The 16,873-nt window shown below is 48.7% G+C and carries 8 protein-coding genes; 6 read left to right on the plus strand and 2 right to left on the minus strand.

Going from position 1 to position 16,873, the window contains the following annotated elements; translation table 11 throughout:
• Position 1: 1 nt before the first annotated feature.
• Positions 2-460, minus strand: coding sequence for a response regulator (locus D0C16_RS00095; RefSeq protein ID WP_151030447.1), 459 nt, complete (start codon positions 458-460; stop codon positions 2-4).
• Positions 457-2,064: an ATP-binding protein gene (locus tag D0C16_RS00100; RefSeq protein ID WP_191968613.1), complete on the minus strand. Its 1,608-nt coding sequence runs from the start codon at positions 2,062-2,064 to the stop codon at positions 457-459. Before D0C16_RS00100 ends, D0C16_RS00095 begins: the two co-directional genes overlap by 4 nt.
• Positions 2,065-2,092: 28 nt before the next feature.
• Between D0C16_RS00100 and D0C16_RS23940 the strand changes: the two genes are divergently transcribed.
• From D0C16_RS23940 to D0C16_RS00125, 6 genes are all read left to right on the plus strand, one after another.
• Positions 2,093-2,455 carry a hypothetical protein gene (locus D0C16_RS23940; protein WP_191968614.1) on the plus strand — a complete coding sequence of 121 codons (363 nt, stop codon included), beginning with the start codon at positions 2,093-2,095 and terminating at the stop codon, positions 2,453-2,455.
• 351 nt (positions 2,456-2,806) lie between these two features.
• Complete coding sequence (locus D0C16_RS00105; RefSeq protein ID WP_151030449.1) at positions 2,807-2,998, plus strand: DUF1289 domain-containing protein; 192 nt, start codon at positions 2,807-2,809, stop codon at positions 2,996-2,998.
• A gap of 236 nt (positions 2,999-3,234) precedes the next feature.
• Positions 3,235-5,115 (plus strand): efflux RND transporter periplasmic adaptor subunit, encoded by a 1,881-nt coding sequence (locus tag D0C16_RS00110; RefSeq protein ID WP_151030450.1) that lies wholly within the window; start codon positions 3,235-3,237, stop codon positions 5,113-5,115.
• A gap of 4 nt (positions 5,116-5,119) precedes the next feature.
• Positions 5,120-7,279, plus strand: a complete 2,160-nt coding sequence (locus D0C16_RS00115) for an efflux RND transporter periplasmic adaptor subunit (protein WP_151030451.1) — start codon at positions 5,120-5,122, stop codon at positions 7,277-7,279.
• 70 nt (positions 7,280-7,349) lie between these two features.
• Positions 7,350-8,198 carry an efflux RND transporter periplasmic adaptor subunit gene (locus D0C16_RS00120; RefSeq protein ID WP_151030452.1) on the plus strand — a complete coding sequence of 283 codons (849 nt, stop codon included), beginning with the start codon at positions 7,350-7,352 and terminating at the stop codon, positions 8,196-8,198.
• Positions 8,199-8,534: 336 nt separating this feature from the next.
• Positions 8,535-16,841, plus strand: coding sequence for a putative Ig domain-containing protein (locus tag D0C16_RS00125; RefSeq protein WP_151030453.1), 8,307 nt, complete (start codon positions 8,535-8,537; stop codon positions 16,839-16,841).
• Positions 16,842-16,873: the final 32 nt, after the last annotated feature.

Here is a 16,873-nt window from a genome sequence, read left to right on the forward strand (position 1 = left end):
GTCATTTGTCTTTCACGGGTAATTCAATAATTTTCCAATAGTGGTCAAGCAAGCCAACAACTTGCAGGAAGTCGCTGTCCATGCGTTGCTTGAGCAAGTATCCGGCTACGTGTTCACGATAGGCCGCAATAATGTCTTCGTCCGATTTTGAAGTCGTCAGGACAAATACTACGGCGTGGGTTAGTTCCGGATCTGAACGCAGGACCTCCAGGAACTCTATGCCATTCATGCGTGGCATATTGATATCTAACAAGATTATGTAAGGATTGGGGATTTCACCATTACGCAATATTTCGAGCGCTTCCTGACCGTCTTTGGCGCGGTACAGAGGATTTAATAATTTCAGTTTGTGCAGCGCGCGTCGCAGCGCGGTTGCATCTATATCATCATCATCGACGATTAACAGGCTTACGGTACGAAAATGTTCGTTAGCACCGGGTGGATGTAATTTATCGATCATAAGCTTGCCTTCTCCTTGATAACTTGCGGCCAGGTAAATGTGAAGCGGCAGCCTCGCCCTTGGGACGATAGTTTGATGGAGCCCCCATAGGCTTCGACCAATTTTTTAATGAGCGCAAGCCCCATGCCGCTGCCTTCCAGTTCGTCGCGTGGTTTAAGCGTTTGAAACATGCCAAAGACACGCTCCTGGAATTTTTCGGGAATGCCGGGGCCATCGTCACTTACGCTAATTTCGTAAAATTTATCGCGAATGTTGGTACATTCCAAACGAATCACGCCTTGGTCGAGATCATGGTGTTTAATGGCATTAGAAAATAAATTGCGTATTACTTGTTCGAAGGGGGTGCTTAGCGTCTCAAACGTCGGGAGATTTTCGCCCAGCTCCAAACGTAATCCCGCTTTGGTGTTTTGAATTTCAAACAACTCAGCAGCCATCTGTGCCAGATTGATGACGGTAAATTTGCCGTCAGTTTTGCCGGCCCGATAAAAAATCAGCATATCGTCCAGGAGCTTTTCCATGCGCTGAATGCGATTCCGCAACATCTGTGTGTGTTTACCGACCTCGGCGAATTCTTTTTCAGCGAGATCTTCTTCAATCCATGTGGATAGTTGGGCAATACCGCGTAATGGTGACTTTAGATCGTGCGAGGCTACGTAGGCAAAGGTTTCCAATTCCTTATTGGTTTGCGCCAAACGACTATTGCTGGACTCCAGCTCCGTTTGATGTTGGATTAGTTGTTGGGCGCTTCGCTTTCTTGCCTCGATATTTTCTGCAAAGACCACTAGCGTTTTTGCCATGCTTCCCATTTCATGGGGAGCGTCGTGAAAGGGAATTAAAACGGAGGAATCGCCTCTCGCTAATTGCTCCATGGTATTGCGGATGGTTTGCAATTGGCCATTTAGGCTGCGAGTAATTATTGCGGCGACCAAGAAGCCCAAGATAAGAAAGCCGCTCAAGATAAACAGCATTAAATAGCCCGCATTGTCGGTAATACCTTTGACCTGTTTATTCAATGTCTGTACACGATCTTGTTGTTGTTGAATCAACTCTTCGCATTGATGTTCTATCTCGAGTGTAAGGCTTTGTGTATCAACGAGCATTTTCTCGCGATAGAGTTCGACGTTGCCCGCAACTAATTGTGCATAGGTATCGCTTACCGCCTTTTGCCAAAGGTTAAATGTTGCGTGCAGTTTTCTTGGTTTATCGTCACCTAATTTTCTGCTGATGAGGTCTATCTCCTGTGTAACGGCAAAGCGAGTGTCTATCAGGCTTTCAGGGATATTAAATTCATTTGCCAAGTGAGGGTTTACCGCAATGTCTTTCAATTGCCTGTTCAGCTTGTTGATATGTCCCTTGAGTCGTAGCAGGGCGTTATTCACCTGGATCGGCTCTTCGTAGAGTTGCTGGGTGAAAAGTGCTACAGAATTGATTTGCGATGAACCTATAGAGCCAATTCCAATAAACAGCACGCTCAGAAATACGTAGCCGGTGGCCAAGCGGCTGAATACACTCAAACGATTGAAGGCAAGTGTCGCAGCGCTAAAGCGCAAGAAAATCAAACCGGAAACAAACAACACAAATCCAATTGCGGATTGGGGAGCCATTTTTATGCCTAGCCACGCGGAGTCGGGTGTGACTCCAAAACGTTGCCCTATTACTGCGGTGAGCGTAAGGAACAATATAAGAGCACAAAGCAACATGGCGATAACCATTTTTACACCCAGCTCGCTAAAGCTCAGTAAAATTGCTACGCCGGAGATTATAAAAACGAGGCTTGTTGTGGGTGAGCTTGGCTGTAAACGAAGAGGCGGTTCACTCAGAAAAGTGATAAACCACGTTGAAGTATTGATTGGTGTATTAGAAAACAGATCTAGTAGTGTTAATAAGCCTATTGAAACTACCACCAGGCTTGCGAGTAATGTTAAACGCCATTGCCGAATAGTTATTGCATACAACCCGATGCCGCAGCCCAAGAACCCAATTGCCGTGTTATAAGCCATGAGGGTGGCGTAAGGGTATATGCTTTTAAATAGGTGCGGGCTGTGCCAGCTAATTAATACGAGCATACCTAGCGCGCACAGCAACAACGCTATGGCATTGGGAGCCAAGTGGCGATATAAGTTGGAGTTGGTGCTGTTCATATCTCGTTCAATCCATAACCCTTGAGTTTGCACCTCCCGGAACAAGCGGCAATCAGCTACCCCTACACCTGTAGCTCCCAGTGGTGACAGCAAGTCTGAGTGTAGTTTCTACTTAGCAAAAATTCTTATAAAGTCGCGGCTTGCGCTGAAATAATTAGCCTGCTGAGTTATTTATATTTTTAAGTCATATATGAAAAGGCGTCATATGGAGCCCGTTATTGAATCACCCTGCGTACGGAATTGTTGTTTAAATGATGAGGATATTTGCCTGGGCTGCTTTCGTAGTTTGCGGGAAATTACGTGTTGGGGAACCCTGGACGACCATGGGAAACAGCTTATTTTGGAGTCAGTTGCCCAACGCAAAAAAGACTATCTGCAAAAAGTGCGACGCCAATAGCAGCACAACAGTTACAAGTCGCTGGCGCCTCTCCGGGCATTGGTTTACCCTGCGCCACCTAAAAATAAAAAGCAATTTGTTATACGTTTCTAAATTATTAGAACTAGACTTGCTCTGTGTTGCGTGGCTTTAATAAGAATTTTTATCGATAAAAACCACGAAATATATACCGTCGGGCCATGGCAGGCGAAGTAACCGCATAATCTGAATACTCACAACAATATATTGTCTTTGTTATGCAGTCGTTAAAGGCCTTTAAACTCTGGTTGAGCATGCAATGCCAAATGCTGGGCAACGTGCAAGCCGCCATATTGGTGCAGTGCGCGCCGGAAAATCCCCAAATTTTGGCGAAATGGCCCAGTGCTGATATCGATTCAACGCTCTTGCGCGGTGCCATACAACCTGTGCTGGAAAAGCAACGTTTGCATTTACAGCTTCTGGACTCGCAGCACTATTTATTAGGCTATCCATTGGTAATTGATGGTCAGCAGTGGGGAGTGTTGGCATGTACACTGGCACTGACGGATAAAAAAGAACTGCCATCAATCCTCAAATGGTTAAAGCTGGGGCAGTTTTGGCTGCAATTTATTTTACATCTCACCGCCAACGATTCTTCGCCAAACGACAGGGCATCAATTGAAACGGCGCCGCTTGAACCTGATCAAACGGCGGTTGCATCAGCGTCCCAAAGCAATGTTGCATCTGCAAACGGGCAGATCGCTATTCCGCCATTAAACGAAGCCCTGAATACGGCGCTGGTACAAATCACTGCAAGTTTATTGAAAGAAAACTCCCTGCAAGAAACCGGGATTACGCTGGTTAATTTGCTGGCGGGCCTATTACAAGCGACGCGTGTGAGCCTTGGGGTGTTGGATGGGCAGGGGAAAAACTTGCAGTTGGAGGCAGTTTCTTTTTCTGCAAATTTTGACAAGCGCACACAAGCGATGCTGGCGATCAGGGAGGCGATGGCAGAGGCGATCGATCAGGGTATGCGCATCCACTGTACGTCCAATGAGGATGAACAACCTGCGGGGGTGTCCTCACAGATCAAGCAAGCACACCAACATTTGCTACATGGCCAACAATTGCAGAGTGTCAGCAGTTTTTTATTGCGCAAGGGCGAGCGCATTTTGGGTGCGATAACTATCGAATTGGATAGGCGCTCATTAACGACCGATCAGGAATTGTTTGCGCAGCAAGCGGCGCATTCAGCCGCGGCGATTATGTTGTTGCAGCAACAGGCGGCAGCTGGTTTGTGGCAAGGCTTAAAGCACAGCCTGGTGGCGCGGTTACAAAGGCTGTTGGGGCCGGATTCCTGGCGGGGCAAACTGATTGCAATGGCGGCGGCGGCATTTGTTGTCGCCTTATTTGTGCCCGTCACCTATCACTTGTCTGCCGATGCGAATTTGCAAACCACGGAAAAACATTTGGTGGTTTCCCCGCAAGACGCCTATTTGGGAAAAATTTCTGCACGTCCTGGTGATGCTGTTAAACAAGGCGCATTACTCGCACAATTAAATGATGAAGATTTGCGTTTGGAGCGACGCAAAATTGCAAGCCAGGCGCAACAGTATCGGCAGGCCTATGATTCGGCGTTGGCAAATGGCAATCGTGTAGAGGCCGCAATTGCCAGCGCTCAATTGGATCAAGCGACTATTCAAGTGCAATTGCTCGATCAGCAATTGGCGCGCACGCAATTGCTCGCACCGGTCGATGGCATAATTGTGTCTGATGATATTGCGCAAACACAGGGCGCACCTGTAAAGCAGGGTGATGTTCTATTTGAAATTGCGGCAGGACAGAGCTATCGGGTGCAGTTGTTTGTGGATGAGCGCGATATAGCCCAAGTCCAACCTGGACAATCCGGTGCGTTAAAGCTGAGCAGTTTGCCAACGGAGGTATTTAATTTGCGCGTCAAACTGATTACCCCCATTAGTGAGGTGCGTGAAGGGCGTAATTATTTTCGCGTTGAATTGGAAATCGATAACACGCCGGAACAAAATGCGTTGCTGCGCCCGGGTATGACCGGTACCGGTAAAGTACAGATCGGCACGCGTGCATTGGGTTGGATCTGGTTTCACGATCTGTGGCATTGGCTGCGGTTGAACCTCTGGTGATGCCATGAGTGACTCAGCCACCAATAATCCTATCTGGCAGCGTCTGGAATCCCTGCGCCCCTCGCTGCCGCGCCATATTCATATCCAGCGCCGCGATTACAACAACGAGCGTTGGTATTTATTGCAAGATAAAAGCAACGGCCGCTTCCATCGTTTAACACCTTCCGCCTGGCGTTTGATTTCAGCGATGGACGGGCGCAATTCACTGGCCCAGATTTTAACGGCGGCCAACAACCCGGCATTTTATGAAACGGAAGATGACGTTCCTACGCGTGAGGATTTAATTCACCTGCTGCAATATTTGCACGTCGCCGATTTATTGGTGTGCGATATGCCACCCAATACTCAGGAATTATTTGCGCGGCGCGAACAGAAAAAGCAGCAGCGCTGGGTGCGGTTGCTAATGAACCCGCTCACCTGGAATATCCCGCTCGGCAATCCCGATTCACTGTTGGATAAATTAATGCCATTTGCGCGTTTGCTGGCGACGCGCACTATGGGTGTTATCTGGTTAATGGTTGTCGGTTATGCATTGCTGCAGGCGGGTGCACACTGGCAACAACTCACGCACGGGCAATTGGATCGTGTGCTTTCTCCCGGAAATTTATTTTTGCTCTGGTTGACTTATCCTTTTTTTAAAGTCTTACACGAGCTGGGGCACGGATTATTTACCAAAGTCTGGGGCGGGCAGGTGAATGATTGCGGTTTGGTGTTTGTGGTGGGAACACCTCTACCTTATGTCGATGCCAGCGCGGCTACCGGCTTTTACGCCAAGCGTCAGCGCTTGATGGTGAGCGCGGCGGGCATGGCCGTGGAATTATTTTTAGCGGCGCTCGCATTGCTATTGTGGGTGCAATTATCCGCGGGTTTCCTACGCGATTTTCTCTACAACATTATTTTAATTGGTGGCGTGTCCACGTTATTTTTTAATGGTAATCCGCTCATGCGTTTTGATGGTTACCATTTGTTGACTGATGCGTTTGATTTGCCAAATTTGGCAACTCGTGCCAATCAGCAGGTGAGTTATTTATTGCGTCGCTATGCTTACGGCATCATTAATGTTTTTTCGCCGGCAAGTTCAATGCGCGAGGCCTGGTTGTTGGCGGGCTACAGTATTGCTGCGTTTATTTATCGCGTGTTTACACTGTTCTTTATTATTTTGCTGGTCGCCAGTTATTTCCCGGTACTGGGGTTGGTGATTGGGGCCTGGTTGATATTTTTCCAATTGGTGTGGCCAGGGTTAAAGGCCTTGTGTTTTCTTGCGCAAGACAAACAACTGGCCAATCAACGCAAACGGGCATGGGCGGTCACCAGTGCTGGCAGTGCAGTGGTTTTGCTGGTGATACTGGCGGTGCCCTTACCGCAATCCACGTCTGCGGAAGCTGTGCTCTGGTTGCCCGATGATGCGCGAGTGAAAGTTGAGTCAAGCGGTGAAGTGGCGGAGTTGTTGGTGGAAAATGGAAGTCAAGTTGTTGCGGGTCAGGAGTTGGTGCGTTTGCACAATCCCGTTTTGATTGCACAGCTTGCAGTGCAGCAGGCGCGGTTGCGGGAATACGATGCTCGCTATCAGCAGGCGTGGGTGGATGATCGCGCGCAGGCGCAGATGTTTGATCAGGATATCGCTGCCATTAAAGCGGAAATTGCACTGCTGCAAGCACGGGTCGTCAATCTGGTGGTTCGCAGCCCTTCCGATGGTGTGTTGCGCATTACTCGCACCTACTATTTGCCGGGCAGCTATCTGCATCAGGGCGACGAATGGGCGGTAATAGAAAAGCCCGGTAGTGTTCGGGTACGCGCTGCGCTGTTGCAGGAGGAGATTGGTCTGGTGCAGCAGGCAACCCGCCGCGTGAGCCTTGGGTTTGCAAGCGCCCCCACCCAGGGGCGTGAAGCCAGCCTGGTGTCAGGAGAGGTAATCGCTAGCCAGCAGTTGCCCAACCCGGTCCTGGGGACCCAGGGCGGAGGTCGTATTGCGGTAGATGCCACGCAGCCGGGCGGTGTGCAAGTGAAAGAAAAAGTCTTTCTGGTGGATCTCGCGGTACAGGATTTTGTGCAGAGCGGGCATTTCGGCGAGCGAGCCTATGTGAAATTTCATCATCCCGCAGAGCCCTTGGCGTTGCGTTGGTACAGGCATTTGCAGCAAGTTTTTATCCGCCATTTTTCGTAATGGTTTTTTTAATCTATAGTGTTACCAATTAATTGTTATAGTCCCCTCACGTTTTTATATCGAGTTAACTATGTTCAGAGTCTCAGGATTTTCATTGCTGGCTTTTTTGTTCAGTAATGAACTATTCGCCCAGACACAAGAGCCGGCGCAGCTCAATTGCCGTATTGAGCCCTCGGTGACGGTAGAAATGAGTAGTGCTGTTGAAGGTGTGATCAGCGAAGTATTGGTAGATAAAAATGATGTAGTAAAAAAGGGGGATGTGTTAGCTCGCCTGGATGCCGGTTTGGAATCGGCTACTGCAGAGTTGCGTCGGGTGCAGTCGGAATTAACCAGCGATGTACAGGCGCAGCAGCTGGCGGTGGAATTTAGTCAGCGGGCGTTGACGCGGGTAAAAGATTTATACGACAAAAAAGCAGCATCCTTTTCCGAATTGGACAAACACAAAACGGAACACGCCATCGCCCAACAACAGTTGCAGCAGGCGCTGGATCGCAAACGTCAGGCTGAATTGGAATATAAACGTGCATTGGCGGATTTGCAGCGCCGTACCTTGGTCAGCCCAATAGATGGTGTTGTGGTTGAGCGTATGAAAGAGCCGGGTGAGCACATCGATTTTGAGCCAGTGTTAAAGCTGGCCCAGTTGGATCCACTGCGCGTGGAAGTGTTTGCACCCGCGAGCTTGTATGGAAAAGTGAAGCCGGGCATTAAGGCGAGCGTTATTCCAGAATTAGGTGGCGATAGCCGCGCTTACGCTGCGGAGGTTATATTGGTTGATCAAGTCATTGATGGGCCCAGTAATACTTTCGGTATACGTTTGTCGTTTGCGAATCCGGGGAATCGCCTGCCCAGTGGCTTGAAATGTCGCGTTACCTTTGAGGGGGTTACCTTAAACTTGCTAGACCCGCGCGCATTGCCCTAAAACGCTGCGCGCAATACGAATAACAATAATTCATTACAACGAAACTCAAGGTTATTACCTGAATCTAGATTATTTTTTTATGTGGGCCTGATTCAGCGAAATTTTGTGCCAAAATTATCAAATTGAGAAATTTTGATAACTACTAATAACTGATAAATAAGACTTTACGAGTGCTAAACCGAGGATTTTTGATCGGTTTACCTTCCGGCTGTTTCACTCAGTGCTCGCTATGGTACGGCGAGCAAAGCGCCGGTAACACCAAAGGATGTAGTTGGTTTTCACCAGTCCTTTAACCCAATGCACCCGTAAAAGTGCGTGTAAGTAACAGCGAAACTTATGTCGAAAGCTCCGCGTCATCGCCGTCCGTTAATTGAAGCACTGGAACCGCGCTTACTCTTTTCCGCCACAGCGGATATTGCTGTGTTCGATGACGGCCATTCCGATGGTCAGTACCTCGCCTATGCCGCGCAAGATGTCGATCTGGTGAGTATCTATAAACCTGATGATGCGTTGGATATACAACCGCTCATAATGCAGGACGCTACCCCCGACATTCCTCAAATTGACGCTGTGATTTTTGTCGATACCGCGGTCGATAATTATCAGCTGCTGGTTAACGATATAGAAAAAGCGCTGAACGATCAGTCAATCGCGATTGTTTATCTGGATTCCACCAAAGATGGTCTGACCCAAATCAGCGATTACCTCGCCGGTGTCAGTGGCATTTCCGCCGTACATATTATTTCCCACGGGGTCGCGGGCAGCGTGCAATTGGGAACGCAAGTGCTCAACGAAAATAATATTGCGCAATATCAGCAAGCACTTGGTAACTGGAAAAATTCGCTTGATGACGATGCGGACATTTTACTGTACGGATGCGATGTAGCAGCCAATCAAAGTGGTGTGAATTTACTGCGTCAATTAAGCGATCTCACCGGTGCCGATGTCGCTGCCAGTAATGATTTAACCGGTAATGCCGCCAACGCCGATTGGGAGTTGGAAGAACGTGTCGGTCAGATTGAAACCACCAGTATTTTCTCTTCCACCCAAAATATGGAATGGCAGGGCGTTCTTGCCGACGTTGTGCATTTGTATTCCGGTGTCGCCACCAATGAACAGGCAATTCCTACCGGTGGATATGTCATGCAAGGTGTGCAGTTAACCTCATCGCACACGGTGGATCGTATTCAGGTAATGCTGGCGAATCACGGCACCAGTTCCGCAACAGTGCAAGTCTTCGTGCATGAGCATAGCTACAATGGAACTGTAGTTGCTTCGGCATCAGTTAATACTGCATCGCTGGGAAGCTCATTGGGCACTGTTAATTTTGATTTTGCGCAGACCACGTTTAATGCTTACACCGTTTATTGGATTGAGTTCAGAACCAACAATGGGGCAGACAATTTAGTTGGCATTGGTTACATAAATAGCAACGTTATCGCCAGTGAGTTTGTGGTTAATGGCAGCGGGGACGGTAACAAGGACATGTCTATCGCACTGGTGGATGTTCAAAACCATGCTCCCACCGTTGCGAATGCAATTCCCAACCAAACAGCGACTGAAGAAGCGTTGTTCAGTTATACCTTTGCCGCGAACACTTTTAGCGATCAGGACGGCGATACGCTGACGTACACCGCCACCTTATCCAATGGTAATCCTTTGCCGCCATGGTTGAGTTTTAATGCGGCGACCCGCACTTTCAGCGGCGTTCCCGATGACGGGGATGTGGGAACTATTTCCGTTAAAGTAACCGCGAATGATGGTAACGGCGGCACTATTGATGACACTTTTGATTTGGTTGTTAACAACGTTAACGATAATCCCTTTTTAAACATTCCGGTGCCCAATCAAAATGCTACAGAAGATGCCGCATTTAATTATACTTTTCCGGCAAATACCTTTGGCGATGGCGACTTGGGTGCAAGTTTTACCTACACCGCAACCTTGGCGGGTGGTGGAGCCTTACCCGCGTGGTTAAATTTTGATTCGGCGACACGTACGTTCAGCGGTACACCGGCGAATGGTGATGTAGGAACTATTTCCGTCAAGTTGACCGCTGATGATGGTGCCGGCGGCACTGCAAATGATACGTTTGATATTGTTGTCGCCAACACCAATGATGCACCTACTGTTGCCAATGCCATTCCCAACCAAACAGCAACAGAAAACGCACTGTTTAATTACACCTTTGCCATCAACACATTCAATGATCAGGATGTTGGCAATACCCTGACCTATACGGCGCAGCTCGCTGGTGGGGGCGCATTACCCGCGTGGCTTTCTTTTGATGGCGCCACGCGTACATTTAATGGAACGCCATCCAATGGCGATGTAGGCAATATCACCATTCAAGTGATTGCCAATGATGGCACTACAACCGTGTCTGATTTTTTTGATTTGGATGTGCAGAATGTCGGCTCCTCCAATGTGGTTTATGAAACCTCGGGCCCTTCGACTGATACGCAAATTATTGCGGCGGGCGTGCCTTTCTTTCAGAGCTTTTTTCACGACAGTGTTGGCGCAACCTACACCATAGATTCTATCGTGCTGCAGCTGGTGAAAGACCCTTCAGCAGCGGCGCAAACTATTACGGTTACCTTATTATCGGGGGCCTTTAATGGTACGGTAGTGGATTCGGCCACGGTTTCGTCGGCGGACATAAGTACAACACTTGCGTGGAAAGCGTTTGATTTTACCAACACGGTTCTTACTGATAATCAGCTGTATTTTATTAAAATTGAATCCACCAGTAATGATGGCCAGGTAAAAGCTGCAATTCACAATAGCAATGTTTATAACAATGGATCGTTTCATAGTAGTACAGGTGTTGCAGATACTGGTCGCGATGTTGCTTTTCAAATTTCCAGCGGCGCCAATATTGATCCGGTAATTGTTAACCCGATTCCAAACCAAAATGCCACTGAAGATGCTGCATTTAATTTTCAATTTGCAGCCAATACTTTTAATGATGCGGATGTGGGCGATACGCTCACCTACACAGCAACCATGGCGGATGGCAGCGCGTTGCCGGCGTGGTTAAGTTTTAATGCCGCCACCCGGACATTTTCGGGTACGCCCACCAACGGTGATGTGGGAACTATTTCTGTTAAAGTCACCGCCGATGATGGCAACGGCGGAACGCCAGCAACCGATACCTTTGATTTGGTTGTCGCCAATAGCAATGACGCGCCTACTATTGCAAATGCTATTCCCAATCAAAATGCCACTGAAGATTCAGTATTTAATTTTACCTTTGCCGCGAATACATTTGCCGATCAGGATGTGGGAAACACGCTTAGTTACTCCGCCCAATTGGCGGGTGGCGGTGCCTTACCGGCATGGTTAAGTTTTGATTCTGCCACGCGCACATTTAGCGGTACACCTACCAACGCGTTTGTGGGAACTGTATCAATCGATGTCATTGCCAGCGACGGCAATGGCGGTACAGTCACCGACACCTTCAATATAGTTGTTGCCAACACTAATGATGCGCCTACTGTTGCCAATGCAATTACCAATCAAAATGCGACAGAAGATGCTGCATTTAATTTTCAATTCGCGGCCAATACATTTAGTGATCAGGATCTAGGTGATACCTTAACCTATTCTGCGCAATTAGCCGGGGGCGGGGCGTTGCCATCTTGGTTAAGTTTCAACGCCGCAACGCGTACTTTTAGCGGCACTCCCGCGAACGGAGATGTAGGTAGTTTCTCGGTTGATGTTACGGCCAGTGATGGAAATGGGGGTTCGGTTACCGATACCTTTAGCGTCACGGTAGCCAATGTAAACGACGCGCCCTCGGTGAGTATTGCGTTAACGGATTACTACACCAGTGAGCAGACAGCGGTTAATTTGCATGGAACGGGCATATCCATTTCAGATGTGGATACGAACAGTGTTACTGTCACTATCGCTGGTCCAGCACCACACAGTGAACTAACGGCAAATGTGGGTACGACCGGTGTTAGTATTTTTTCCGGTAACGGTACACCCAGTTTGGTGATCACCGGTACGCTCACCCAGGTGAATGATTTCCTCGCGGGAAATAATGGCGGCACCTTAACGTATCGTCTGGCGGGCGACACACCTATGTCGACTGCGACATTAACCATCACTGCCAATGATGGCGCGTTAACGGGTAACGACACGGCGACAATTAATATTTCTGCTGTTAATGATGCGCCGGTAAATTCTGTTCCGGGCGCGCAAGTTACAACTGAAGATACCGCATTGGTATTTAGTACAGGCAATAGCAATCAAATTCAAATCGCTGATCCTGATGCTGCTGCAGGTGCTGTGCAGGTCACACTATCAGTGACCAATGGCACGCTCACACTTGCCGGTACAACCGGTTTAAGTTTTACCACGGGTGATGGAACCGCTGATTCAACGCTGGTGTTTACCGGTACGCTTGCGGATATTAATACCGCGCTGGCGACACTCACCTACAACCCCACCGCAAATTACAATGGTGCGGCGGTATTATCTCTTACTACCAGTGACCAAGGTAATACCGGTTCCGGTGGAACCCTGACGGATACGGATACGGTCAATATTACTGTTAACGCCGGGAATGATGCGCCCACCGTCGCCAACGCTATCCCGAACCAAAATGCCACAGAAGATGCAGCCTTTAATTTCCAATTTGCGGCCAATGCCTTTGCCGATGTTGATGCTGGTGCAACACTCACTTATTCAGCACAATTAAATGGCGGCGGTGCATTGCCAGCCTGGTTAAGTTTTAACGCGGCTACACGCACATTCAGTGGTACACCGGCGAATGGTGATGTAGGAACCATTTCGATTGATGTGATTGCCGATGACGGTAACGGCGGTACAGTCACTGATACATTCAATATTGTGGTGGGCAATGCGAATGATGCGCCCACAGTGGCCAACGCGATTCCCAATCAAAATGCGACTGAAGATGCGGCATTTAATTTTCAATTTGCCGCGAATACGTTTGCTGATCCCGATGTTGGCGATACGCTCACATACTCTGCGCAACTTGCCGGTGGTGGCGCTTTACCCGCTTGGTTAAGTTTCGATCCGGTTACCCGCACTTTCAGCGGCACACCGTTAAATGCCAACGTGGGCACAGTCTCGATTGATGTCATTGCCAATGATGGTAATGGCGGCACGGTGACAGATACGTTCGACATTGTGGTTGCCAATACTAACGATGCGCCCACCGTCGCCAACGCCATTCCCAATCAAAATGCGACTGAGGATGCAGCATTCAATTTCCAATTTGCGGCTAACACTTTTGCCGATGTTGATGTAGGTGCAACACTCACTTATTCAGCACAATTAAATGGCGGCGGTGCATTGCCAGCTTGGTTAAGTTTTAACGCGGCTACACGCACATTCAGTGGTACACCGGCGAATGGTGATGTAGGAACCATTTCGATTGATGTGATTGCCGATGACGGTAACGGCGGTACAGTCACTGATACATTCAATATTGTGGTGGGCAATGCGAATGATGCGCCCACAGTGGCCAACGCGATTCCCAATCAAAATGCGACTGAAGATGCGGCATTTAATTTTCAATTTGCCGCAAATACGTTTGCTGATCCCGATGTTGGCGATACGCTCACATACTCGGCGCAACTTGCCGGTGGCGGCGCTTTACCCGCGTGGTTAAGTTTCGACCCGGTTACCCGCACTTTCAGCGGCACACCGTTAAATGCCAACGTAGGCACAGTCTCGATTGATGTCATTGCCAATGATGGTAATGGCGGCACGGTGACAGATACGTTCGACATTGTGGTTGCCAATACCAATGATGCCCCGACTGTTGCAAATGCAATTCCTGACCGTACCGCAACCGAAAATGCAGCATTCAATTTCCAATTTGCTGCCAACACATTTGCGGATGTGGATGCTGGTGCAACACTCACGTATTCAGTGCAATTAAATGGCGGCGGTGCGTTACCCGCGTGGTTAAGTTTTAATGCGGCAACGCGCACATTTAGTGGAACACCGACTAATGCAGATTTGGGTAGCGTATCTATTGATGTCATTGCTGATGATGGAAATGGCGGCACTGTTACTGATACTTTCACCATCACCGTAAACGATGTGAATGATGCGCCCACAGTTGCTAACGCGATCCCCGATCAAAATGCTACCGAAGATGCGGCTTTTAATTTTCAATTTGCGGCGAATACGTTTGCCGACATTGATGTGGGTAATGTGCTGACATATTCTGCCCAAGTTGCCGGTGGGGGCGCATTGCCAGTATGGTTGAGTTTTGATCCTGCTACTCGCACGTTCAGCGGTACTCCTGTTAATGCAGATGTAGGTACCTTGTCGATTGACGTCATTGCCGACGATGGCAACGGTGGTACAGTGACGGATACGTTCGACATTGTTATTGCCAATACCAACGACGCCCCTACGGTCGCCAATCCAATTGCAGATCAAACTGCCACTGAAAGTAATGCATTTAATTTTCAATTTCCTGCTAACACATTTGCTGACGTGGATGCAGGTGCGACGCTAACTTATAGTGCGCAACTAGCGGGTGGCGGAGCGCTGCCGGCATGGCTAAGTTTTGATGCAATTACGCGTACATTTAGTGGAACACCAGGCACCCCAAATGTTGGCGCCGTCGCTATTGATGTGATTGCCAGCGATGGTAATGGCGGCAGCGTTACCGATACTTTCAGTGTGACTGTGAACGCATTGCCTGCCAATTTACCTCCCACAGTTCAGGCGGGGATAAGTGATCAATCCGTTAACGAAGATTCCAACTTTTCGTTCACCATTCCTGCAAATGCGTTTGCCGATGCCGAAGGCGATTCATTGAGTTATTCAGCGCAATTAGCGGGCGGTGGTGCTTTGCCCTCATGGTTGAGTTTTGATGCATCGACGGGCACTTTTTTCGGAACGCCGGGCAATGGCGATGTCGGTGTAGTTAACCTGCAAGTCAGTGTGAATGACGGCAATGGTGGCAGCATCAGCGATACGTTTACCATTACCGTGGTTAATACCAACGATGCACCAACATTGATTGCCCCAAGTGTCAATCCTGTTGCACATGAAGATCAGCCCTTTAACCTTAGTTTCCCATTGACGATGTTTAACGATATCGATGTGGGGGATTCACTGAGTTACAGCGCGCAATTGGCGAATGGGCAAGCGTTGCCCACGTGGTTACATTTTGATGCTGACACCTTAACGTTTACCGGCACCCCAGGTAATAGCGATGTTGGTAATCTCAGTATTCAATTGATTGCCAGCGATGGTGAAGCCAGTGTGAACTTCCAGTTTGCGCTGCAGGTAGAAGCTGTGAATGACGCACCTGTTGCCGGTGCGCCAATTACTATCAATAACATTGAAGATGCGCCCGGTGACCAACTGGATTTATTTTCTATCTTCAGCGATGAAGAAACTCCTGCGAGTCAATTGCAATATACCGTTGTGAGCAACTCCAATGCTGCCCTGGTTTCCAGTGCAACCGTAGATGCCAATACTGGAAAATTAATGTTTAGCTACGGTGCTAATCAATTTGGCGTCAGTGATTTAATTATTCGCGCACAGGACACTAGTGGCGCGACTGTTGAAACCGCAGTACGAATAAACATTGCTTCGGTTAATGATGTTCCTGTATCCGCTGGCATTAACGACATTAACGTTAATGCGGGTGCTCAACCTCAACAAATAGATTTGCGTAAAATATTTTCTGACATTGAAAATGGCACTGCGCTGCAATATTCGTTAATTGCCAATACCAATACCGCCGTGGTTCCCAGTGTGCAATGGAATCAGACCACTGGCATGATGACAATTTCATTTGCTGCCAGCAGTGGCGGTGAAACCTTTATTACTCTGCGTGCGCAAGACAACGAAGGTGCCTGGGTTGACACGCGCTTTAAAGTAAATGTCACGGCGCCAGTGGTTGTTCCTGACCCGGAAATTCCTTCCAAACCTCCGGTAACGCCGCCCACGGTACCACCGGTTACCGAAGTGCCAACAACGCCGCCGGTAACACCGCCCACTACACCACCCACAGATGGGAATGGCGAAAACCCGGGTTCAGGTAACAATGGTGAGGATGTCGGCCTGCCAGAAACGGGGATAGATACCAATTTACCGGGAACGTCTGGCCAGGGGGTGCCTCCGGTCTCTGATTCGAATGATGCTCGCGATAATGTCGCCTTGCCCAATGATAAATCCAGTCGTGATTATGCGCGTTTTGAAGCAGACCTGGAGTCGCAAAATATACCGGTTACAACACTGACGGCGTCTTCATCGCTCGTAAGTCTGATTGCAACGGATGATGGTTTTGCCCCTTGGGAGGCAGCTGATTTTGACAACGAAGTACGCCGTATTCGCGATCAAATGGATGTGGCTATGGAAGAGGAGCAGGATCGTCGTGCGGTAGTGGCGGGGCTGACTTTTTCAGTGACGACAGGCTTGCTGGTTTGGTCTTTGCGCGCCAGCAGTCTATTGTTAACCCTGATGTCTATGTTGCCTTTATGGCGCGGTTTGGATCCATTGCCCATTCTTGACGAAGTGAATAAGCGCAAGAAAGAGTTGGAACAACAGCGTAAAGACCGTGCGCGAGAAGATAAGAGCTCCAAAGAAGTAGGGTATTTGTTCGACCATGCGCAACAAAAAAATCCCGGCCAATAATGTTGGTTTTGCTGAGTTTTCTGGTTAAGGAA

Origin of the sequence: Cellvibrio sp. KY-GH-1, from assembly GCF_008806975.1 — a bacterium.
Classification (GTDB): domain Bacteria; phylum Pseudomonadota; class Gammaproteobacteria; order Pseudomonadales; family Cellvibrionaceae; genus Cellvibrio.